Here is a 22,726-nt window from a genome sequence, read left to right as displayed (position 1 = left end):
ATTAAAATTTACGTTTGAGCATAGACAATTTACTTTGAACATACATCTTCAAAAAAGTAAAAAAGGATACATTCTCCAATTTTACATCATAAAAAGATCTATCAAAAATTGTCCGAAAAGCATGCAGATTAAACCATTTAGAATATAACAGCTGTTCCGATTGTAAATTTATAATTTGGTATGAATGCATTAAAGAGCGCACTTTTTTTTCTTCAAGCAATCTTAGTTGTTTCTTATATGCGTCGTTGTGATTGCGACTTACAGATTGATGTTCCCTAAAACAATTTAACGTTTCAGAGAGAAAACAAACTTTTGACTGTAGAGCTAACTGTATCCAAAAATACCAATCTCCGCACATTTTCATCTGTATTAAGGATGTTGAAAAAATAGAATCGTCTACCAACTCTTTTTTAAAAATTACTGCACTTGCATTAGGAATAACATTAAAAAAACTTAAATATAAATCAATGAATTCTCGTCCGTTTTTCACAAAATCCGTTTCCCATATATTAGGCTGAAATGGATTTGTATAATTTATACGATTATTTAAATAAGTGCCCTTTTCATTAACATCATTTGTCTGACAATAAGCAATACCAATTGAAGCGTCCTCATCAATATAGTTAATCAATTTAGCTAAAAAGGTACGTTCACAATAATCATCACTTTCCGCAATCCAAATATATTCGCCTTTAGCTAATTGGATTCCTCTTTGCCATTGTCTGAAAGGACTTCCTGAATTTTCATTATTAATTATAAAATGAGATACTTTGGGATGATCAATACATCGTTGTAAAATAGTTACACTATTATCGGTGCTTTTGTCATCCAGAAGAATGACTTCAAAATCTTGATAAGTCTGATTGAAAACACTTTCAAGTCTTTGAGCTAAAAAAGCCGCATGATTATAATTTGGAATAAGTATGGAAACTTTTGGATTCAAATCTCTAACGCTTTTTTAGTTGCTTCTAAATAAGCATTACCATACTTTATGCATGGCTCTAAATGATTTCCTTCGGCCCATTCGTTCATAGCATTTATAAAGATAAAATTTTCATCCTCCGAATATGGTTTAAAATGGGTTACAATATGACGCAACCATTTATAATAAAGATCAGGGCTACTTCCTAAAGCTACAGTACCCTTTTCTTTTTTTCTTGCCGTATTATCCCAAGATGGTGTAACAGATCGGAAAAACTTATAACTTGGTATGTTTTTTTCGATACAGTTCGTAACACCAAGTTCAAAATCCCTATAATCAATTGGAGTCTCTTTTTGCTTCCTTTTTAAAAGATCTAACAATCCTTTTTTTTCTTTGATCTCCAATTTATTCTTAATCACCGCAAGCGGGGAAAACTCTATTGAAGCATCAAAACCAATTTGATTAGGATCAGTTGTATCTCCGAAACTGTCAGTAATACATAAATATAAATCTTCAAAACCAAATTCTTCGATTGCTATTGCTCTCCATAAGTCAACAGTTTTTTTTATATCAGGCAATAAACTATGTTTGTAAAGTATAAAGACAGGTTTATTATCTACTTTAATATATCTTGAATCAGAAAAAACTTTTTCACATAGCCATCGCATATGTGCCTTATCATCTTCAAAATTATAATCTTGTTTTATTAAGACGTCCTCTTCTTTACCATCCCATCTGCGTGTCCAGTTTTCATTTGCCCAGCACAACATGAAAGGCATATCTAAATCACTTTGTTGAAGCATTCCATCTATTGGCTGTTCTAAAAGTCTTTTGCCATTAAACCAATAATGATAATAACAAAAACCTTGAATTCCATAAGATTTAGCCAAATCTGCTTGAGCTTTTCTAGCTTCTGGCAATCGTAGGTCATAAAATCCCAAATCGGTAGGTAATTGAGGTTGGTAGTGCCCTTCAAATAATGGTTTAGCTTTTGTTACATTCGTCCACTCTGTAAAACCTTTTCCCCACCATTCATCATTTTCAGGTATTGGATGGAATTGTGGCAGATGTATAGCTATAGGTTTAATTTTTTGCATATTTATCCAATAAATTTTTCAATGCTTTTAAATACGTTAATCCATCTTTCATATCTGGCTCAAGATGATTTCCTTCTGCCCATTCATTCCAGGCATTTATAAAAATAAATTGACTTTCCTTTACTCTTTCTTGTTTCTGAATATCATCTATATTTTCCTTTACCTCCTTAATAAAAGAATCTACATTTTGATTTTTTATTATAATTCCTTTTTTACCGCGTCTTGCCGTGTTGTCCCAGCCAACAAAAGAGCAGGGAATATAATTATAATTGAAAGTGACTTTCATTCTTTGTTTAGCTTCTTTGTAATCATAAATTTTCAAAGTTGAGCTAAGAATACTTTTCTTTAAGTTAGCAAACCACTTTCTAAGAGATTTATTATCATTAAAAGCATTGGGCAAACGATCCAATTTTGGTTGAAAATTCAATATATCGTCAAACCCTAAATCATGATAATTTGTTTTTAAATGAGAGTTTGAGGCAATCAAATAAGGATTGCTCAAACCATTTTTTAAGCATTCACTTCTAAATAGAGCAATTGTTTTTTTTACATCAGGAAGATATGAAGGGCGATAAAAAACAAAAACTGGTCTGTCATTAACTTTTATATATCTTGAATCTTTAAAAATTTCAATCAACCACTTAATATGCTTTAAATCATCTTCTTCGCTATAAGTCTGTTCAATTAAGATTTCTTTTTCTTCCCCCAGCCATCTTCTGCTCCAAGTTTCATTTGCCCAACAAAGCATAAAAGGAAAGTCTTCTTTTGGGTTTTTTATCTTTCTATCAAGTGGCTCATGTAACAAACGTTTGCCATCAAACCAATAATGATAATAACAAAATCCATAAATTCCATATTGTTTCGCCAGAGCTTCTTGAGCCAATCGCGATTCTTCTACACGTAAATCGTAAAAACCCAAATCTGATGGCAATTGTGGCTGAAAATGCTTTTTAAATAAAGGCTTAGCTTTAGTAACATTAGTCCATTCAGTAAAACCTTTTCCCCACCAATCATCATTCTCTCGAATAGGGTGAAATTGGGGTAAATAAATTGCTATAGCTTTGATTTTATTCCCAGACATATTACTTCAAAATTTTATAAACTCGTCTTTTGAATACAGCATATGTCTTTTTTAAAACAAGTTTAACGGTTTGTTTTAAAGTTATCTCCTTTGCAGTAGGACTAATAAGTGAAGTACTATAGGGTTTTCTCATAATTGCAATTTGGGAATAGTGATGTAAAATATCGATTTCATGAAATTCCGAAATATTAATTAAATTTATTTGATAATCTTCAAGTAATTCAAGCATTTTATTTTCAAAACCTATAATATTTGGGTATAACCAAACTAAATGTTCCTTATTTAAAATAAAGTACCTATATAACAACTGAGCTATACTCAATTTTTTGCCCATCTCCCACTCATCGACATCAATCATTGTAATTATATCATTTTCAGATAAAATTGCATTAAATGGAACTATATCAAAGGTAAACTCAAATCCATTTAAATTTGTTTTCAAAAATTGAATCCACTTATTTAGTAACACTTTATACGCAACCTCATCATTTATATAATACAAATTATCAAATTTTACGTGAAGAGAAATTCCTAAAACACAATCTTGAATAATATCTTTTCTACAATTTAGATTTAAAATATTTTTACCTTGATCTTGATCTGTATATAACCATGATTTTTCAATAAACATATTCTGAAATTGTGATTTAAACAAGATTTTATTAGCAAATTTATATCTTCGCTGTGCTGAAAAATAAACCGCTAAAATATTGTTTTTTATTTGTTTTGGGTTTTTTTCTGCTACTATTAAAAAAGAATTGCTAATCGAAGGTAAGATCTCTTCGTCTATTATATTACTTAATACTCTCCCAAATTTAATCTGATTCAAATCATGTATTGTATGTTTTAAATCATAATTTGGAACTTTAATCTCATATAAAAGATTTTTTAAAAGCTCTTTAAATTCTTTATTTTTTAAATTCTCACTTTCATTAATTATTAAAGAAGGTAATTTGTAATCGGGAAAAGGATAGCTAAAATTAACAACCTGAAAATTAGCCTTTTTTATTTCTCTTTCTATTTCATTCTTAGAAAATGTGGCGAAATCATTTCTTGTCTTATATTTAGATTCAACACTATAAAACTTTTGCCCATTATGATCTTCATCCCATCCCATTAAATATTTAAGGCCTAACTTATTCTCAATAGCTATTATCAATTCTCCGTTTTCACTTAATAATTGATTGCATGTATTTAAAATTTTCTGAATAGCTTCCTCCGATGATAAATTTGAATATTTTGGAATATATTCCAAAACTCCAATAAGCAAAATTTTATCAAATTTGAAATTTGAAAAAAGACTATTTAAATCAACTTCTAAAAAATTTGCAATAATTACATCAAAATTTGTGGAATCAAAACATCTTTTTTCAATACACCTACCCCTAGAAAAAGTTCCTTCAATTGAGCACACATATTCAACATTTTTCACTAGAAAATCTGTCAAAACTCCAGTTCCTGCACCTAATTCTAAAACTTTATCATTTTCATCAAATTTAATTGTACTCAATATATTTTGACGTTCCCATCCAAAATGATATTTAGTTGGCCAATCTTTTATTTGATCTTCTAAATATTCATGTTTTTCAACATTACAGTCTTCCAAATCACAAAGTACAGTAAAAATTTCATCTTCAACTTGCCCATCGCTATAGTCAATTTTATCAATGCTAGATATATATGTTCTCTTAAAACCAGATTGTAGAACAAAACTATTTAACCTAAAACTATCTGTATTATTCATTTATTGTTGTATTGATTTTTGAAACACTTACAATTTTGATCTTTGAATTCATTTGTATTAAAAAATAATTTTAAAAAATATTTACTATGTATTTAGATAATTTAAAAACTCTGCATTGTTTTAGTGTAAATAAAAAACATACAGTTAAAAAGTCAACCAAATACTTCGATAAATCTAAACTTAAATTGGTAATAATTTGAATTTTATATTTCTTCAAAAATTATAAATACTTTTATTTAATATTTACATAAAGCGCATTTTATATATGAGTAAAAATTATCATGATTTAACATTAAAATAAGAAGCATTCAACAAAAATGGAGGCCAAACATCTTCATCATGAACAACTTGAAAAGACAACACATTATTAATACGATAAATTGGATTATTGGAATTAAATTTAAATACGGATAAATCAATGGAATAAAAACCTTTAGATAGTTGTATTTTCTCATGTAATAAATAAAAATTTAATTGATTATCTTCAATCGTTAAATCAGAATTTAAAGTATTAGTTTGAAAAATCCCTACCGGTTTTTGTTCTTTGTCATTTATAATGATCCTAAACAAAGGCAACTCTTCACTTTGTTTGAATATAATTTTAAAAAAAATAATTAAATCATCTCCCCACTTTATAACTGGTACTTCTTTATAATATTCTTTTACATTAAGTAATTGTACCTTTTTTAATTCTAAAATTCCATCATCTAAAAACACAGTAGACTCATTATCAACAAAACGATTATAATAAATATCAATTCCTTTTCCTACTTCATTTCCCAAATATTCAGTCTCTCCTCTTGCTAGCAAAAGAATTTGGTTTGCAACGCGGGATATCATTGGCATCGAATGAGAAACAAAAACCACTGCAGTATGAGGTAATAATTTATCAATTTGTTTAAAACATTTCAAAATAAATCCTAAATCGCCCACTGCTAAAACCTCATCGATAATTAAAACATCCGGTTCCATCTGAGCAGCAATAGCAAAACCTAAACGTACTTTCATTCCTGAACTGTAATTTTGAACCGGCATATCAATAAAATCTTCCAACTCGGCAAAAGCTACGATATCCTCAAACTTTGTTTCAATTTCTTGCTTGTTAAAACCTATTATAGCTGCATTGTTATAGATATTTTCTCTCCCTGTGAGTATAGGATTAAAACCAGCCCCTAATTCTATCAAAGCACCTATTTTTCCATACATCGTTACACTACCTTCGTCGGGAGAAATCAAGCCATTTAATATCTTAAGTAATGTACTTTTTCCTGCTCCATTATGTCCTATTAAGCCTAAACATTCGCCACGGCGTACTTCAAAACTAATATCTTTAACAGCCCAAAACTCATCACCTCTCAGAGATTTATCTTGTTTCTTCCCAATAATACCGCTAAAAACATCAGACAATCCATATATCAAACTTTTTTTAAGATCTTTAGCAAATTTCTTTGAAACCCCATCAACTTTTATTAATACTTCCCCCATAGTTAACTCATTCTTTCTGTTAGTATTGGCATTGAAACCCTATAAACCACTAAAGCAATAGTACTCAAAATTGCTGTTATAAATACACCAGAAAACCAAAAAACAGGATTTTCAATGCTATAACCAGTCAGTAAATTGCGTAAATCTGTAATAATATAAGTCAATGGATTTAATAGCATTATACCACGCATCACCCCTTGATGAGGTATAGCATAAACTACTGGGGTAGCATACATCAAAAACTGTAATGCTATTGGTATTAAACGACTAATATCATTGTATAATAAACTTATTGGCATCAATAAAGTTCCAATAGCAACAAAAAAGACAATTGATAAAAATAAAAGAGGTATAAAAAAAAGAATTTCAATTGAAGGAACTATTTTAAAGAAGATCAAAAAGAGGATTATTAATCCTATTTTAATTAGAAAATTAAAGAAAAACTTAATTAAGCCAAGTGTAATCAGGGCCTCTTTATCGAAATTTATTTTAGTGATAATAGATTTGTTAGCATTTACACTTTGTGTAGTTAAGTTAATACATTCTCCAATAATACCCCATAATGTTGTTCCTATTAATACAAAAGCAGGGTAAGGCACCTTTGTTGCTGTTACCTGAATAGTTCCCGATGATTGCAAAAATATCCATACTAACGAATTGACTAATAATGGAAAAATGGCCCAAAAAACACCTAAAAAAGATTGACGATATTGTGCTTTTATATCGCGCTTGGCTAATTGATTGGCCAAATAAAAAGAATTTTGAAATCCTTTTAGGCTAGCCTTTAGTACGTCCAAAAAACTATAACTATTGGAACTGGTATAAATATGTTTTTCTAGATTCATTTTTTAACTACATGGTTATTTTAAACAACCAGTCATTTTATTTTTTTACAATTTCTAATAATTATCACTAATTAACAAGATTTTTACTTCCGTGACAAACATTTAAAAATGGAAAAAGGCGTTTATAAAAAACACCTTTTTCTATCATTTATTTGAATTAAAATATAATTCCTATTTTATTTATCCAGCACTTCAAAAGTAGAATTCATACTTTTAAATTCAGGAACTATTTTTTTCATTTTAGTAACAATGTCATCATTATCATAGAAATCAGCAATTCCAATAAGTTCATCAATATCCAGATGTAGATTTTCGTATTCATCCTGAATTTCCTGTGCAATCATGATTTTGTTATGATAGGTTGGTAACGTTTTAGAAGTATCATTTAATAATTCTTCGTATAACTTTTCACCTGGTCGCAAACCTACAATTTTTATTTTGATTTCCTTATCAGGAATAAATCCTGCTAATTTGATCATTTTTTTAGCCAAATCAATAATTCGTACGGGTTTACCCATATCAAAAATATAGATTTCACCTCCGTTGCCCATTGCACCCGCTTCTAAAACCAGCTGACAAGCTTCAGGAATCGTCATAAAATAACGAATAATATCCTGATGGGTTATGGTAACCGGTCCACCTTCAGCAATTTGTTTGGTAAATAACGGAACAACAGATCCGTTTGAACCTAAAACGTTTCCGAAACGTGTGGTTATAAATTTTGTTGAGCCTTCATTATTCTCACGCTGATTCTTTAAAAAGAGAGACTGAACATATTTTTCTGCTATTCTTTTACTGGCTCCCATAACATTGCTAGGATTGACAGCTTTATCTGTTGAAACCATAACAAATTTTTTGGTATGATATTTACAGGCCAAATCGGCTAAGTTTTTAGTTCCTTTTATATTTGTTAATATCGCCTGGGCAGGGTTTTCCTCCATCAATGGAACATGTTTGTAAGCTGCAGCATGAAAAACAACATGTGGATTATGGTTTTTAAATACCTTTTCTAATGCTTTCTTACTTCTTACATCAGCAATTACCGCCACGATTTTTGTTTCTGAATTTATGGCTAATGTCTCTAGACATAAATTATGAAGAGGCGTTTCTGCATGATCTAAAATAATCACTGTTTTAGGATTAAATCCAAGAACCTGTCTTACTATTTCACTTCCGATAGATCCGGCAGCTCCGGTGATCAAAATTGTTTTATCTTTTAATTGTTTAGAGATAGACTTACTATCCAACACAATTGGTTTTCTTTCTAATAAATCTTCAATCTGAATATTTTTTACTTTTTGAGAAATTTCTTTTTGATTCTCCCAATCCGAAATCAATGGAACTGTATATACTCTATAATTAAACTCTAAGCATTGATCAACAATAATTAATTGCTCTTCTTTAGATAAACTTTTGTCGGCTATAATTACACCTTCAGCTGCTACTGATCTCATTAGGGCAGGTAACTTTTTTCTCAGAATCAAAATAGGCAAATCCAGCATTCGCTTCGATGCATTTTGATTATTTTTATCTACAAAACCAACAATTTTAAATCGGGAAGGTGTTTCAAATTTTAAAGCATTAGCTACCGAAATAGCATTAGCATCTGTTCCGTAGATTACTGTTCTGATTAACTTCGTGCTAGCCTTTTCTGAAAAGTATAATTCGAAAGTTTGTTTCACAATTACGCGATACAAAAACAAGCCGCAAAATGACAGAACCAAATTGATAAAAAGGGCAGTATTTAAAAAAGCTTTATGTCCTGTATACAATTCAAAAACAAGATTGAAAAACAAGAAAAACACCAAAACAGACATTTGTGAAAATAGTAGCTTGATAGCATCTATATAAGAAGAGTGCCTGATAATTCCAGAATAAGTTCGAAATAACCAAAAGAAAAATACATTTATGATTAATAAACTACCAACAAAATAGAAATCATGTGAGGTAATTATATATCCTAATGCAGTACCTTCAAACAGCATGTAGGTAAATGTAAAAGAAAACGCCAAAACCATTACATCTATTCCAATAATTATCCACCTAGGCAAATAACTAAGGTTATTAATATGCGCCCTTAGATTCCTTGGAGAAAAAGAATTATGCAACAAATCGGCTACTTTGGTCTGTTTATCTGTATTCAATTTTTATGATTTTGATTCTGCAAAATTTGTATGTCTTACAAAAATACAAATTAAAGGTATTAAAAAATTATTTCTATTAGTAATTTAGACTTTAACACCTTTTCTTTTTTGTTTTAAGAATTCAATTAGATAGGAACCGTATCCAGATTTAACTAAAGGTAATGCTAGTTTTTCTAATTGATCATCTGAAATAAATCCCTGTCTCCAGGCAATTTCTTCGATACATCCTACTTTCAATCCTTGTCTTTCTTCTAGTACCTGGACAAATTGTCCCGCTTGCATCAAACTATTAAAGGTTCCTGTATCCAGCCAGGCAGTTCCCCTGCTTAAAATACCAACTTTTAACAACCCTTTTTCTAAATATACTTTGTTGACATCTGTAATTTCATATTCACCACGAGCACTTGCCTTAATATTCTTAGCAATTTCAACCACTGAATTATCATAAAAATATAGACCAGGGACTGCAAAACTAGATTTTGGCTCTTCTGGTTTTTCTTCGATAGAAATAGCTTTAAAATTTTCATCAAATTCGACAACACCATAACGTTCAGGATCCGAAACATGATAAGCAAAAACAACTCCACCTTGTGGTTTTGTATTTGATTTTAAAAGTTCCTGCATGTTAGAACCAAAGAAAATATTATCTCCTAATATTAATGCAACATCATCATCACCAATAAACTCTTCTCCAATTACAAAAGCCTGTGCTAAACCATTTGGAATAGCCTGTTCTGCATAACTGAATTTACATCCAAGGGTAGATCCGTCACCTAATAATTTTTTAAAATTCGGCAAATCATGTGGTGTAGAAATAATCAATATTTCACTTATTCCTGACATCATTAATGTTGACAATGGATAATAAATCATAGGCTTGTCATACACCGGCATCATTTGCTTACTCATGGCAAGCGTTAAAGGATGTAAACGTGTACCAGAACCTCCGGCTAAAATAATTCCTTTCATAATTTTTGATTTTAGATTTTAGATTTTAGATTTTCCTACTGAAAACCTGAAACCATCATATCTCTATTATTTATATAAATATTTTTTTTAAACTTTCTTTATAATTTGGAATTTCTAAATTATAAATCTCCCTAATTTTTTTCTTATCTAATAATGAAAATTCCGGACGCTTTGCGGGAGTTGGATAAGATGCTGATGCGATTCCGCCAACTTTACAATTGTATCCTCCAAATTCTTTTATAGCCAATGCAAATTCATACCAGCTTATTTCGCCTTCGTTCGAATAATTATAAATTCCGGAAATCCAGTTCGGAGATTGTAAAACAGTGATCATTGCCTGTGCCAAATCTGCTGCATAAGTGGGTGAACCTATCTGATCATTTACCACATTAATTTCATCTCTTTCCTGCATTAATCGTTGCATGGTTTTAACAAAATTATTTCCAAATTTGCTATACACCCACGAAGTCCTAATGATAATTGAATCCGGATTTTCTTTTAAACAGGCTATTTCTCCAGCTCTTTTGCTTTCACCATATATATTTATCGGATTTGTTTCTGCCTCTTCATTTAAAGCTACAGAGGAAGATCCGTCAAAAACATAATCTGTCGAAATATGGATTAATTTCACAGTATTCTTCTTGGCATATTTTGCAATTACCTCTATAGCAGAATAGTTAATGGTAAAAGCCAGTTCTTTTTCTGTTTCAGCTTTATCAACTGCTGTGTAGGCCCCGCAATTAAAAATTATATCTGGATTAATTTCATTTAACTGAAATTGAAGTAAATCTAAATTATCTAATGTAACTTTAGTTCTATCTGCAAAAATCCATTCGTATTTTGGATAATTTGCGGCCAGGACAGACAACTCTGAACCTAACTGACCATTTGCACCCGTAACAAGAATTTTTTTCATTAAAATAAACTATTACAATTATCTATAAAAGGCAGGATTTGATCTTTTTCTGAAACGATCGCTTCATCTAAATTCATACCCCAGTCAATATTTAATGATGGATCATCAAATTTAATTCCTCCTTCAGAAGCTTTATTATAAAACTGGTCACATTTATACATTACAGATGCTGTTTCACTTATAACAGAGAAACCATGTGCAAAACCTTGCGGTACTAAAAGCTGTTTTTTATTTTCTGCTGACAACAAAACACTAAATGATTTTCCGTAAGTAGGAGAATCTTTTCTTAAATCGACTGCTACATCTATAATTTCACCTTCTAAAACACGAACTAATTTAGTTTGTGCAAAAGGTGGATTCTGATAATGCAAACCTCTTAAAGTTCCTTTCTTTGAAAAAGATTGGTTATCCTGAACAAATTCGATCTCAATTCCTAAATCTTTAAATTTTGTTTTACTATAGGCTTCAAAAAAATAACCTCTTTCGTCTCCAAAAACTGTTGGTTCAACAACTACTAAGTCTTTTATAAATGTTTCTTCAATTTTCATATTCCAATATAATTCTTATTTAATTATTTAAAGAAATTAACAATCACTTCTTTGATTCTTTTTTTGTCTTCACTGGTGAGATTAGATCCGGATGGCAGGCATAATCCTCTTTCAAATAAACTTTCAGCGACTTTTTTTCCGTAATACGGATATTTTTTGAAAACGGGTTGTAAATGCATCGGCTTCCATAATGGGCGGCTTTCTATATTTGCACCTTCAAAAGCTAATCTCAAACTTTTCTGGTTTCTATTTTTTTCACTATCAGGCTCAATCAAAATAGTGTTAAGCCAGTAAGTAGAAAAATAATTTTCATTTAAAACTTCAAAAAGCGCAACATCTTTAATTTTTTCAAAAACATCTTTGTAGAAAAGATGATTATTTCTTCTTTTCGTTATAGCATCTTCCAGAGTTTTAATTTGTCCGAGACCAATTCCCGCACAAATATTACTCATTCTGTAATTATAACCAATTTCACTATGTTGATAATGCGCCGCTTCATCCTTGGACTGAGTCGCGTAAAATATAGCTTTCTGTTTTAACTTGTCTGACTTTGAGATTAATGCTCCTCCACTGGAGGTTGTAATAATTTTATTTCCATTAAAAGAAAGAATTCCCAAATCTCCAAAAGTCCCACATTTTTTTTTTTTATAACTACTTCCTAAAGCCTCAGCAGCATCTTCAATAATTGGAATTTCATAACGATCTGCTACTGCATGAATTTCATCAATCTTATACGGATTGCCATATAAATGTACCGTAATAATTGCTTTAGGTTTTTTTCCTTTTTTAATTCTCTCCTTAATTGCAATTTCGAGTTGATCTGGGCATATATTCCAGGTATCCGGCTCGCTATCTACAAAAACAGGAATTGCTCCCTGGTACAAAATTGGATTTGCCGATGCTGAAAAAGTCATACTTTGGCAAATAACCTCGTCTCCATATTTTACACCTAATAAAATTAATGCCAAATGAATTGCTGACGTTCCAGAATTTAAGGCCGTTACAAATGGTTCATCTGCCAAAAAATTCTCTAGTATACTTTCGAAAGCATTTACATTAGGACCTCCCGATGTGATCCAATTCGTTTCTAATGCCTTCTCAACGTATTCTAGCTCAAAACCACTTTGTTGAGATAAGGACAAATAAATTCGTTTGTTATCCATTTATTTTCCAATAGTCTGATGGGTAACGAACATCATCTTCTTTTACTTTTGATAAGGGTAAAGTTGAAAATGATATTAATTTTGAATTACTTTCTAAAGATTCAACAGCATTTGCATATCCCGCTGGAATATGAACTATTTTACTATCAGTTTCTGACATAAAAACGCTTTCACAGACCAGGTCCTTAGAAGGATTTTCCCAATTATCAATTTTTATAAAATGAATTTTAAAAGATCCTGCAAGACAGTAAAAATTTTTAGCATCTAACTTATGGCCCTGCCAGGCTCGAATCGGATTTTCATCAGAATTGCTAATGATATAAAATCTTTCAATTTCTTCGAAGCTAAAATCATTTACATAAGAAATCGTACCCCGATTATCAGAGAAGTTTCCACCCTGAATTACTTTAGGAATCATGCTTTTAGTCTTAAATTAATCTTGTTCAACAAATAAAATTTAGAAGAATAAACAAACAGTAAAGGAACAATCACAATCAAAAACAATATTACATCCTGTACTTTCTGATAGAGAAATACAACTAAAATAGAAATCAAAATTTGCGCTAACGCATAATAGACAGCAACTACTCTATGCTGAATTTTATATTCATTACTCAAAACCTGATACAAATGTAGACGATGCGCTTCAAAAATATTTTGTTTTAAATACAGCCTATGTAAAATTGTACAAATAGCATCAACACCATAAATTGCTAAAAACAAAAGCCAGACGAGTGAATTCGTATTTAAAATAAGTTTTAAAACGAGATAAATAACCCAAAATGCAATTGCTATACTCCCAACATCACCAGCAAAACATTTAGCTTTTTTTCTATAATTAAAAAACAGAAAAACCAAACTGGCAATCATTCCGTATTTTATGAAACTGCTGTCTGTAAACAACTGAATTTTTGTATTAACATATAGTAATGATCCCATCACTACCAAAGTATAAAGTCCAGTGATACCATTAATTCCGTCCATGAAATTATAGGCATTTATTAATCCAATTGCAAAAATATAAGCTATAGCAATTCCCCAAATCGGAACCAGATCAAATAATCCTAAATCATAAAAAATTAAGCTAATCGATAAAAAATGAATTGAAATTCTGATTTTATTTGATAAGCTTTGAATATCATCCCAAAAACTAACCAAACTAACTAAAGTAATTCCGGTAAAGAAAAAATAATTGGTTTGAATATTTTGTACAAAATAAAGCAAGGCAGAAAACCAAAAAATGATTCCACCGCCTCTTAATGTTATTTCTGTATGAGAACTCCTTTCATTGGGTTTGTCAATAATATTAAAACGGTCTGCTACTTTAAAGTAGAGTAACATTAAAATCATTAAAAGAATTCCTAATATCGTGTATTCCATTATTTATTTATGAAGCTTTTAATTGTTTTTTCTAATCCCTGTTGCGCTGTATATGGCAATTTTTTGATTTTTAAAGCTGTCTTAATTTTTTGATTCGACACCCTATAATTTTCAGTCAGCTTCTGTACAGTCTCTGAATTTAAAGGAAGTTTAATTAAATCTCCCAACTTGGCTATTGTATTTATAATCGGTTTGGGGATAGCAATTGATAGATTTTTTTTATTTAACGTCGAAGATATAATTTGAATTAAGTCATTTGTTGATAAAACTTCATCGTCAGAAAAATTATAAACTCCAGACAGAATTTCTTTATTTAGTAGAATTTCTTTAACTAAAAAATTTAAGTTATCAATTCCTAAAAAAGATCTTTCATTTTGAAATGCAGCCAAAGGATAAGGAATTCTCTTTTTCACCACATTATAGAGTAAGTTCAAATTTCCTTTATTACCCGGACCATGAATCATACAAGGTCTTATAATAAAAAGTCTTTTACCTTCAGGAAGCTTTTTCGACAAAATATATTCTTCAGCTTGTAACTTGGATTGTCCATATGGAGTTATTGGATTACCTAAGACATTTTCGTATAAAATCTCTGAAACTTCATCAGCTACTGATTTTACACTACTGAAATAAATAAAGTCGTGAATTTCACTTTCTAAAAAAATATCAAACAATTCTTTTGTTAATTCAGTATTTACTTTAAAATATTCTGAAGCATCACTAGCATTTTTTGTATCATGTGCCTTACCTGCTAAATGAATAATTGCTTCCGATCCGACAGCGATCTTCCAATTTGGGTGTCTTAAAGTAATAGGATCAACTAAAAACGAATTTCTCATTAAATACTGTATTAAGTTTTGCCCGACAAAACCAGAACTACCCGTTATCGAAATTATTTTAGTCATTATAAATACGCATATAAGATTGAGACATTTTTTCTCTTGTAAACAAACCCGATCGTTCTAAAGCATTCGAGGAAAAGAATTCGTAAAGCTCTTTATTTTTTATTATTGTAGCAATTGCAGCCTTTAAGGCTTCTGACGATTTAGGCTCAACGGTTATTCCCGAAAAATCATTCAATGATACAAAAGGAACTCCCGAATCAAGATAAGTATTTATAACTGGTAATGCATTAGCCATTGCTTCTAATTGCACTACTCCAAAGGCTTCTGCTTCATTTATTGAAGGTAAAATAAATAAATCTGATTTCTTGTAAATTTCATCAAGTTCTTCGTCAGAAGCAAATGTTATGAATCTTACCTTATTCCGAATCTTTAAATCATCTATTTGTTTGTTTAAATTATAAAATTCTTCCCCATTTCCCACAATACTAAGTTTAATGGGTAAGTGTTCAATTGCTTTAATTAAGTATTCTACACCCTTATATTTTCTTAGTTTACCTACAAAAAGCAATTCAAACTCTCTGTTTTCAGGATATTTTTTACTATTTAAAATTTTATATTTAGGATCAAAACTTAAAGGAATAATTTTGATCTTTTCTTTGTAATTTTTTAGAACATCTGAAGCTTCAAAAAGTTGCGGTGAAGTAACAACAATATGATCTGCTCTATCTAACAATTTTTTTATTGCAGGATTATAATACTTTTCTATCCAACTCCAACGTGAATTTTTTATATTGGCATGCCACGTAATTATAAATTTCTTACTGCCAAATCTTTCAAGATATCTTAGCAAGGACACTTCCATAGTTGGAAAAGGATAATGATGATGAATGACATCATGATCGTTTATTAATTGCTTTAATGACGGATATCTTAAATTAAGAGGTTGGCTTTTTAAGTAGAAGGGGGTCACTTCTTTGATTACACAAATACGGTCAAATCGTTTCGTATCTTTACCAAAACTTCTTAAATGGTTATTGGAATAAACTGTAAAGTCAGCTATTTCTGAATTGGCAACTACTCCTTCCACAATATTTTTGACAACAGATTCCATTCCACCTTGACAAGGGTGATAATATTTTACGATATTCAGTATTTTCATGACGAAACTTAACTATTTATTACTATTCTTTTATTAATTTTGCGCACTCTTATCATGCAATCAAATACTCCTGCTTTTGTGTATATTTAATTAATCAAAAACAATTTTTTAACGTATTGAAAGAAAAATTGCACTCTATAATATATTTTAAAATTTAGACTGTTATCACTTTTCATACCTGAAGCAGTTACTGCTGCGCTATGTCTTTTATAGCGAATATATTTTTTTTCAACAAAAACCACTTTCCCTATTTTCTCTGCAACAAGACCAATCCACATATCATGTGCGATAAGATTTTGTGGAAAGGGTAGTGCCTGCAACAATACACTTCGATCAAAAACCATACAACACCCTAAATAAGAATTTTTAATTATATTTCTAAAAAAACCTTTCTTTGCATTTATCTTCCGAAAATAGGAAGGCATTATAACATTATCCGATTCGTCTACAACTGTAGCATCATGAACTACAAGATTACACTTTTCGCCCTTAAGTAGTGAAATACATCCTGTTACTTTGCCATCTTCCCATACATCATCTTGATCCGATAAAAAAATATATTCTCCGGTAGCATAAGCAAGGGCATTTTCAAAATTTTTAGTAACCTGATAAGACCTACTTGATTTTATGGATTTCAGATAAGATGAATCATTATGGATTAATCTGATTCTTGCATCGGAAAAGGACGAAATAATACTTATGGTTTCATCAGTCGACCCATCATCAGAAATGATGATTTCATCGTTATAAGATAGCTGTTTTAATATGCTTTGTAATTGTGCTTTAATAAAATCCCCTCCATTATAGGTGGCTACGCAAACAGATATTTTCATTTTCATATTATTATTCTTCATTCTTTTCTTTCCATTTAGTCAAAAGATAATCTTCATCCCTTGGCGTTACAAAAAAGTAATTTCGGTATGGTACTAGAACACTTTTTGTCATAGGATTAGAAATAACTCTAGAAAAACGAATAGTAGGAAAAATCAATATTAATAAGACGTAGGGAAAATAGAGCATTTTGGGAATATATTTAATCAAATAAACAAAAACAAAAGCTACACCAAAATAAAAATAGTAAGAGAACCGATCCGCAATATCTTTTGAGTCCGAGAAAAAAATATTGATTATTATAAAAATAAAAAAAGAATTAATAAAGAATCTTAATTTATAATTATTAAAATCAATTTTTTTATAATTAACAAATAGTAATAAAAGATATATCGCATACAAAATCCCTACGATACTAATTGAACTTTGCGGTTCTACCATTATTGAATTTAAGTACAATTTTTGTGCAAAAATTAATTCTGGAAAATAATTACTCAACCTTTCTAATATAGTATTAACAAAAGAAAAATGTGTAATCATTGTAATTAAGTGCAAAAGCAAAAGAGTCAGTACAAAAGCACGACTAAATTTTTTTTTAAAGACAAAATACAAAGGGATAAAGATCAGCGCGCTTACATGAAAAAAGAATCCGATTACATTTATAAAGAAAAATTTAAAAAAACTTTTATTAATATACCTGATGCTTAATAGAAAAATATAAAAAGCGATAGACTGTCTTAAAATATCAAACTCCCTAAACATCGTAAAAGAGAGAAAAGTAGCTAAAAATAAAAATTTATGAGTTATGATATCTTCTTTCCATGTAAAATAAAACAGTACAGTATAACAAAATACAGAAACTAAGACAGTCAACGCTTGTAGACTACTGCTAGTTTCAGGATCAAAAATCATATTGATTAGAGAGATTAAAATCTTAAATCCATACTCAATACCTTTTTCCGCTTGAAAATTTGTCGCGTTTCCTGACAACACGTCCCAAAATGGTTCAATGCTAATAATTATGTTATTATAGTTATACCAGTCATTCGCCATTTTATATCGAAACCCAATAAAAAATACAACTACAAACCAAAACGTAAAAAAAAGCAGTTTCTCTATTTTTTCAAAGGAATCAATCTTTACTAAATTGAATAATGAAATAATAAAAAGGAAACTAAAAAACAAAACATATGGAATCATTTACTATCGTGATAAAAGTTGAGCGTATAGATTGACCAGCAATCTACTGTTTCTTGAAACTGCTAAATTATTATTAGAAATAACACGCTTTTCCATAGACTCCGACTCTGTAAGAAAAGATATTAGACAATTTTGTAGCCCATTGTCATCATTCAAATCGTAAACATACCCAATACCTCCATCCTTTATATATTCAGGAAGGGCTCCCACATTAGAAACAATCACAGGAGTTTTAAAAGCTGCAGCAGTCATTAAAACACCACTTTGAGTCGCATCTTTATACGGACAAATCAAAACATCAGCTTGTTCGAATAATGATTTAATTTCGCTTTCTTCTATATATCTATTAATTCTAATTAATGATGATGAGCCAACTAATTCTTCCGGTATCTTATAACAATAATTTCCTTTACCTGCAATCACTAACTTACTCTCAGGGTAATTTTGAATTATTTTAGAAAAAACATGAAGTAGATCATCAATTCCCTTATAGGGTGATATTCTTCCAAAAAACAGAAGTACCTTTTCATTGGGTGATTTATTGATCTCAATTATCTTTTTAGTACCTAATGTTTCATACGAATTGTACGGAACAAGTCTCAAATCAGCAACGGGTACTATTGGAAGAAATACTTTTTTAAACAATTTTCTACTGTAATGCGAAAAGGTGGCGAAAGCGGCAATTTTTCTAAAAATAATCTTACGCATCACAAAATAACCTAATTTTTTTTCTCCAGAATGCGCAACTGGATCGTGAACATTCAATACGATATTTCTATTCTTCAAGACTAACAAAAAAGCTAACATTCTTCCCGATATATCATCAAAATGAACAATTTCAGGTTTAATATGTTTTACGAGCTTGAGCAGTGCCAAAGTAATATTTAATATATTGACTCCAATTTTTGGAGGAAAAAAAACAAAATGAACAGATGAACACCCTTTAAAATATTCTTCCAATAACTGCACATTTTCAATTTTGTCCTTTATTTCTTCGAATGTATAGATCCCATTTAAAGCAGCATGTTCCTTTAATTTAAAAATTGTATGATTAGGCGCATGTAAACTTACCCAAACAATTACATTTAGGTTGACATGCTTTTTTAAATCATTTATTTGTTCAGCAGAGTAATCCAGTAAAGGAGGAGAACAACAATATAAGATATTCATTAGTGTTGAAGTTAAACTTAAAAAACCATACGTATCAAGCTTTCCAGCTCTCACATATAATTGAAGTATGCATTATTAATTTATTATTTTTTCAATATAGATTGTTATCTAACAAATACACCCTCTTTAATAGTCGACTTTAGAAGGAGTACATTTAAATATTCACCATCTATTTTCATTTTTGTACTACTTAATTTTTTGATTCCTTATACAAACTGTATTCTTGATGATTTAATTTTAGACACGATAACCAGTAAGAAATTCGTTCTTGGTTACCTTTAATTTTAAAAAGAGCTATTCTGGACCATGCAGTTAAAAGGAAAAGAACGAATGAAATTTTAATCAATCCTTTTTTATTTGTCTTTTCAAAGTATAGATATTTGCTTTTTATAATACGACGCATTGTATTTTCTTTTATTATTTCGGAGGCTCCTTCTAAATGAACAATTTTGGCATCTGGAACAGATACGACAAGATATCCTTCTCTTTTAATTCTCCATGTTAACTCAGTCTCTTCATAGTACATAAAAAAGTCCTGATCAAAAAAACCCACTTTATCCAAAACATCTTTTCTAACCATCATGTCAGCACCCGTTACATATCCATTTAAAATTAAATTTCTTTCAGAATAATTGAAAATAATATTTTTCCCATGCAAAATCTTTGAAAAAAAACCACCTAATAGAACATCTGCATCAGTATAGAGACCTGGCATTAGCTGATTGAATGAATTGGTAGGATTCTTATGTTCATCATATAAATTAGCTCCGCAAATAGCAACATCAATATTTTGATCTAAATAATTACTAAGAATAGTAACAGCATTGTTAAGTAAGATTGTGTCAGAATTTAGAAAAAAAATATAATCCCCTTTTGCTTGATGTATTCCTAAATTATTTGCTCGACCAAATCCCAGATTTGAACCACTTTGAATAAAATTTATTTCTGGAAATTTATTAATAATTAGTTGTTCTGAACCATCGCATGAGTCATTATCAACAATTATTATTTCAAAATCTAAATCCTCCGTTTTTTCATATATGGAAAGGATACAGTCTACCAGTAAATCTTTTGTTTTGTAATTTACTATTATTATAGAAACGAAACATTTCATTTTATTTATTAAAAATTTAAATTTAACAAAATCTATTTTTTCTTACGCCTCTAATACCATCGACAAAACCATAAAACAAAGCCATTGATTTATCAATTTTTCTATTTTCAGATAATAGTATTTTTACAAATCTGTAAATAAAATATTCTTTAACAATTTCTTTTTTTAATTCTTTCTCAATTTGCTGTGGATATTGTTTCCATAGCAAGATATGATTACATAAGATAGAATATGTTCTAAAAGGAGAGTACCCCAAGGTTGTAAATCCAAATATTGTTTTTTTATGATTGCCAAATATTTGGTTTAAATGGCATTTTGTATCTACTACTGTCCTATATCCATTCAAATTAGTCCTATAACAAATTTCATTATCTACACAATCAATTTTATAATCTTCTCTAAACCCCCCTAGTTTGTTAATTATATTAACATCGTATATTGATCCTGAAGTAATAAACCAATTAACAGGTAAAAAATCATTTTGCTTTCTAAACTTATTATTGGGATTAACTCCAAATATTACATTCTTATTTCCTAAGTTTTTGTGTACTCTGTTTTTATATAATTTAAATTCTCCCACGTCAAATAAACTATCCTGATCCATAGAAAGTAAATGGGTGAAATTATTTTCCATACACCATTTAACGGCTTGATTCAATGGATAGGCGATAAATTCATTTTTTCCTGTAGTCAAGACTTCTACCTTATCCTCATAGCCATCTAAGGCAATTCTATACGTCTGACTATCACTTGGACTATTATCCCAAATTAACAATTTATCAATATCATCAATATATCTAAAAATATTTTTTTGTAAGTCCTTTATATCTGGATAATAAATTATTACTATTGCTGCTAATTTCATTTTTTTATTATCCATATTTAAATTTAATGCAATAAAATTTTTATATACCTATATTAAACATATTGCTCTTACTGAATATTTTATGATAGAATTAATTTTTTACAATATAAATTAATCCAAATTATTGTAATAATTATTTAAATCAGTGCTAAATTTTTCTTCCAAAAAATTATTCAAAGCAAACTTATAGGCATTATTTAAAATTATTTCTAGGGCTGGATAATTAGCAATACTATAACCCATGTGTTTAACGAGCTCTTCTTTACTTTTATATAACAATCCTGTTTTACCATCTTCAACAATCTCCGCTGTACCGCTATCATTATAGCCAATAACAAGACAAAAATTAATCATAGCTTCTACGGTAACCCTTCCTAAAGCTTCATTTCGTGAACACATCAAAAAAGCAGTCGCATTAGCCATTAAATTATCGACATCCTTCCTAAATCCTAAAAATTCAATCTTTTTCTCCATCCCCAGACCTTTCACCCTTTCTTTTAAATAGGTTTCATAATCTGGTGCCCCTTCTCCAACAACTAAAAACTTATAATTTGGATAATTTATGGAAATTTCGTAAAAAGCTTCTATAGCCTCCTCTATGCCCTTATTTTTAACTATTGAACCACAGAATAAAAAATATTTATCTTTCTGAACTGGCTCTTTAAATTTCGGCATTTTTCGTACAGCATCGAGTAAAACGAAAGCTGTCTTATCAACACCAAAACCATGTGCCACACTTTTAGTTATACAAATAATATTTTTATTTTTTTGAATTTTACGTTTATATTTTTCAAGTCCGCCGTATACATACATATCAAAATTAGGATGTATATGTTCTCTTAAATGCCATACATGCTGAATAACCATCTTTTTCGCTAGATCAACACCAATAGAAACGACACTTGAATTTGAATGAATAATATTTATTTTATTGACTTCAACAATATCAAATAAAGCATTCAATGCATTTGCATTTATGTATTTCTTTTTATAATTCCTTAATATATTTATCGATAATTCAATAACTCCACTAGGTCGTGCGCATAACTCGGTCCTGAAATAAACAATATGGTAATCCCACCCTTTCTCATCAAAAACATCACAAATAGCACCTTTAATTGGAAAAACAACAGTTACAAAAACATTCTTCTCCTTTAACGATGATATAATATTTATCAAAGACTGATTTGCGCCATAAAGTCCTGCATCATTTGCTATAAATAGTATCCTATTTTCCATAATTATATT

Annotated in this window: 21 protein-coding genes; all 21 read right to left on the bottom strand. The window is 29.8% G+C overall.

Features of this window, described 5'->3' with window-relative positions:
* Position 1: 1 nt before the first annotated feature.
* Positions 2-943 carry a glycosyltransferase family 2 protein gene (locus B0A65_RS04155; protein ID WP_074659417.1) on the bottom strand — a complete coding sequence of 314 codons (942 nt, stop codon included), beginning with the start codon at positions 941-943 and terminating at the stop codon, positions 2-4.
* Positions 940-2,019, bottom strand: coding sequence for a glycoside hydrolase family 99-like domain-containing protein (locus B0A65_RS04150; protein WP_074659416.1), 1,080 nt, complete (start codon positions 2,017-2,019; stop codon positions 940-942). The genes B0A65_RS04155 and B0A65_RS04150 overlap by 4 nt, the downstream gene beginning before the upstream one ends.
* The gene (locus B0A65_RS04145; RefSeq protein ID WP_074659415.1) at positions 2,006-3,100 is read right to left on the bottom strand and encodes a glycosyltransferase WbsX family protein; all 1,095 of its coding nucleotides are present in this window, start codon (positions 3,098-3,100) and stop codon (positions 2,006-2,008) included. Before B0A65_RS04145 ends, B0A65_RS04150 begins: the two co-directional genes overlap by 14 nt.
* A gap of 1 nt (position 3,101) precedes the next feature.
* Positions 3,102-4,844, bottom strand: coding sequence for a methyltransferase domain-containing protein (locus B0A65_RS04140; RefSeq protein WP_074659414.1), 1,743 nt, complete (start codon positions 4,842-4,844; stop codon positions 3,102-3,104).
* A 279-nt stretch (positions 4,845-5,123) separates the two neighbouring features.
* The gene (locus B0A65_RS04135) at positions 5,124-6,329 is read right to left on the bottom strand and encodes an ABC transporter ATP-binding protein (RefSeq protein WP_074659413.1); all 1,206 of its coding nucleotides are present in this window, start codon (positions 6,327-6,329) and stop codon (positions 5,124-5,126) included.
* A gap of 2 nt (positions 6,330-6,331) precedes the next feature.
* Positions 6,332-7,174 (bottom strand): ABC transporter permease, encoded by an 843-nt coding sequence (locus B0A65_RS04130; RefSeq protein ID WP_083370424.1) that lies wholly within the window; start codon positions 7,172-7,174, stop codon positions 6,332-6,334.
* A 176-nt stretch (positions 7,175-7,350) separates the two neighbouring features.
* The gene (locus B0A65_RS04125) at positions 7,351-9,318 is read right to left on the bottom strand and encodes a polysaccharide biosynthesis protein (RefSeq protein WP_074659412.1); all 1,968 of its coding nucleotides are present in this window, start codon (positions 9,316-9,318) and stop codon (positions 7,351-7,353) included.
* Positions 9,319-9,402: 84 nt separating this feature from the next.
* Positions 9,403-10,287, bottom strand: a complete 885-nt coding sequence (gene rfbA / locus B0A65_RS04120) for a glucose-1-phosphate thymidylyltransferase RfbA (protein ID WP_074659411.1) — start codon at positions 10,285-10,287, stop codon at positions 9,403-9,405.
* A gap of 70 nt (positions 10,288-10,357) precedes the next feature.
* Complete coding sequence (gene rfbD, locus B0A65_RS04115; RefSeq protein ID WP_074659410.1) at positions 10,358-11,203, bottom strand: dTDP-4-dehydrorhamnose reductase; 846 nt, start codon at positions 11,201-11,203, stop codon at positions 10,358-10,360.
* Positions 11,203-11,751 carry a dTDP-4-dehydrorhamnose 3,5-epimerase gene (gene rfbC, locus B0A65_RS04110; RefSeq protein WP_074659409.1) on the bottom strand — a complete coding sequence of 183 codons (549 nt, stop codon included), beginning with the start codon at positions 11,749-11,751 and terminating at the stop codon, positions 11,203-11,205. Before rfbC ends, rfbD begins: the two co-directional genes overlap by 1 nt.
* A 23-nt stretch (positions 11,752-11,774) precedes the next feature.
* Positions 11,775-12,914, bottom strand: a complete 1,140-nt coding sequence (locus B0A65_RS04105) for a DegT/DnrJ/EryC1/StrS family aminotransferase (RefSeq protein ID WP_074659408.1) — start codon at positions 12,912-12,914, stop codon at positions 11,775-11,777.
* Positions 12,907-13,332, bottom strand: coding sequence for a cupin domain-containing protein (locus B0A65_RS04100; RefSeq protein ID WP_074659407.1), 426 nt, complete (start codon positions 13,330-13,332; stop codon positions 12,907-12,909). Before B0A65_RS04100 ends, B0A65_RS04105 begins: the two co-directional genes overlap by 8 nt.
* Complete coding sequence (locus B0A65_RS04095) at positions 13,329-14,294, bottom strand: MraY family glycosyltransferase (protein WP_074659406.1); 966 nt, start codon at positions 14,292-14,294, stop codon at positions 13,329-13,331. Before B0A65_RS04095 ends, B0A65_RS04100 begins: the two co-directional genes overlap by 4 nt.
* Positions 14,294-15,199, bottom strand: coding sequence for an NAD-dependent epimerase/dehydratase family protein (locus tag B0A65_RS04090; protein ID WP_074659405.1), 906 nt, complete (start codon positions 15,197-15,199; stop codon positions 14,294-14,296). The genes B0A65_RS04095 and B0A65_RS04090 overlap by 1 nt, the downstream gene beginning before the upstream one ends.
* Positions 15,192-16,298 (bottom strand): glycosyltransferase, encoded by a 1,107-nt coding sequence (locus tag B0A65_RS04085; RefSeq protein WP_083370423.1) that lies wholly within the window; start codon positions 16,296-16,298, stop codon positions 15,192-15,194. The genes B0A65_RS04090 and B0A65_RS04085 overlap by 8 nt, the downstream gene beginning before the upstream one ends.
* Before the next feature lie 86 nt (positions 16,299-16,384).
* Complete coding sequence (locus B0A65_RS04080; protein WP_207556406.1) at positions 16,385-17,152, bottom strand: glycosyltransferase family 2 protein; 768 nt, start codon at positions 17,150-17,152, stop codon at positions 16,385-16,387.
* The gene (locus B0A65_RS04075; RefSeq protein ID WP_074659403.1) at positions 17,142-18,329 is read right to left on the bottom strand and encodes an EpsG family protein; all 1,188 of its coding nucleotides are present in this window, start codon (positions 18,327-18,329) and stop codon (positions 17,142-17,144) included. The genes B0A65_RS04080 and B0A65_RS04075 overlap by 11 nt, the downstream gene beginning before the upstream one ends.
* A 3-nt stretch (positions 18,330-18,332) precedes the next feature.
* Positions 18,333-19,499: a glycosyltransferase family 4 protein gene (locus tag B0A65_RS04070; protein WP_074659402.1), complete on the bottom strand. Its 1,167-nt coding sequence runs from the start codon at positions 19,497-19,499 to the stop codon at positions 18,333-18,335.
* A 190-nt stretch (positions 19,500-19,689) separates the two neighbouring features.
* On the bottom strand, positions 19,690-20,613 hold the full coding sequence (locus tag B0A65_RS04065; protein ID WP_074659401.1) for a glycosyltransferase family 2 protein: 924 nt from the start codon (positions 20,611-20,613) through the stop codon (positions 19,690-19,692).
* A 22-nt stretch (positions 20,614-20,635) separates the two neighbouring features.
* Entirely contained in the window at positions 20,636-21,478 is an 843-nt protein-coding gene (locus tag B0A65_RS04060) for a glycosyltransferase family protein (protein ID WP_123890272.1), read from the bottom strand.
* Between the two features lie 111 nt (positions 21,479-21,589).
* Entirely contained in the window at positions 21,590-22,717 is a 1,128-nt protein-coding gene (locus B0A65_RS04055; RefSeq protein ID WP_074659399.1) for a glycosyltransferase, read from the bottom strand.
* Positions 22,718-22,726 lie beyond the last annotated feature (9 nt).

Source organism: Flavobacterium frigidimaris, from assembly GCF_002217275.1.
GTDB lineage: Bacteria > Bacteroidota > Bacteroidia > Flavobacteriales > Flavobacteriaceae > Flavobacterium > Flavobacterium aquidurense.
The sequence above is the reverse complement of the archived record's forward strand: the minus strand, read 5'-3'. Positions and strand labels throughout refer to the sequence as shown.